Raw genomic sequence first — 1,363 nt, forward strand, 5'->3', positions numbered from 1 at the left:
CAGCCCGGCACCTACCGCTCGGCCAGTCTGGCGCTGGCCACCGGCACGAAGGTGCGCCTGCGCATCCGCACGGGCCGCGAGCAGGAGTACGGCTCCGACTTTGTGGCCGTCAAAACCACCCCGCCCATCGACTCCGTGACCTGGCGGGTTGCCGCCAACAAGGTGCTGCTTTACGTGCACGCCCACGACGATACCCGGCAAGCCCGCTACTACCGCTGGACCTACGACCAGACCTGGGAGTACACGTCGGTTTTTCAGTCGTTTTGGGAGTTGCGGGACGGCAAGATGCAGCCGCGCACCGAGGACGTGTACCACTGCTGGGGCAGCCAAAGCTCCAATACGCTCCGGATATTCAGCACCCGCAGGCTCGAGCAGGACGTGGTATCGGCTTATCCGCTGACCACACTCGAGTCAATCTACAAGCAGCTGCTGCTCAAGTACAGCGTCATCGTGCAGCAGCGCGCCCTGTCGGCCGAGGAGTACGCCTACTGGGAGGCGGTGGGCAAGTCGACCGAGCAGATCGGGGGCCTCTACGACCCGCTGCCCACCCAGGTCAAGGGCAACGTGCGCAACCTCTCGGACCCCGACGAGGTGGTGCTGGGCTACGTGGGCGCGCAGGCCGTCACGCAAAAGCGTATCTTCATCAGCAAGCAGGACCTGCCGGCCTCCATCACGACCTGGCAGGCGCCCAACGGTTTCGAGCCCGAGCCCTGCATGCTCTTGGCGGTGAGCCCCCGCACCAACTTGGTGACGTTCTTCCGCGGCGGTAAATTTCAGCCGATTGAGCAGCTTCCCGACGGCGGCTACACCTATTCCATGAACGAATGCGTGGATTGCCGCCTGAACGGCACTAACGTGAAACCCGATTTCTGGCCCTGAGCCGAGTTGCCCGAATGAAGTGGTTATCTTTGACTCGGGAGGTATCTTCCCGCGCCTTCACCTTATGCAAGCTATGTTGACATCAATTACGCGCTGGAGTATCGGAGTACTATGCACGGCCCTGCTGCTGGCGGGGTGCGTAGATAAATACGCGCCGGACGTCATTGCCAACCCGAGCAGCTTCCTGGTCGTGGACGGCAGCATCAACGCGGCCGGCGTCACCAGCATCCGCTTGACGCGCACCATGGCGCTGCAAAACAAGGGCGCCGCGCCGGCCGAGGCCAAGGCCAGCGTCTACATCGAGGAAGAGGGCGGGCGGCGCTACCCCTTGAACGAGGCCCAGCCCGGCACCTACCGCTCGGCCAGTCTGGCGCTGGCCACCGGCACGAAGGTGCGCCTGCGCATCCGCACGGGCCGCGAGCAGGAGTACGGCTCCGACTTTGTGGCCGTCAAAACCACCCCGCCCATCGACTCCGTGACCTGG

2 protein-coding genes are annotated in these 1,363 nt (G+C 64.1%); both read left to right on the forward strand.

Annotation, left to right across the window (positions count from 1 at the left end):
- The coding region (locus EWM57_RS20695) for a DUF4249 domain-containing protein (RefSeq protein WP_129923200.1) at positions 1-879 on the forward strand (879 nt) is incomplete at its 5' end.
- 73 nt (positions 880-952) lie between these two features.
- Positions 953-1,363, forward strand: a 411-nt coding sequence (locus tag EWM57_RS20700) for a DUF4249 domain-containing protein (RefSeq protein ID WP_165370600.1), incomplete at its 3' end; no start/stop codon positions are given.

It is taken from the genome of Hymenobacter persicinus, from assembly GCF_004167665.1.
Classification (GTDB): domain Bacteria; phylum Bacteroidota; class Bacteroidia; order Cytophagales; family Hymenobacteraceae; genus Hymenobacter; species Hymenobacter persicinus.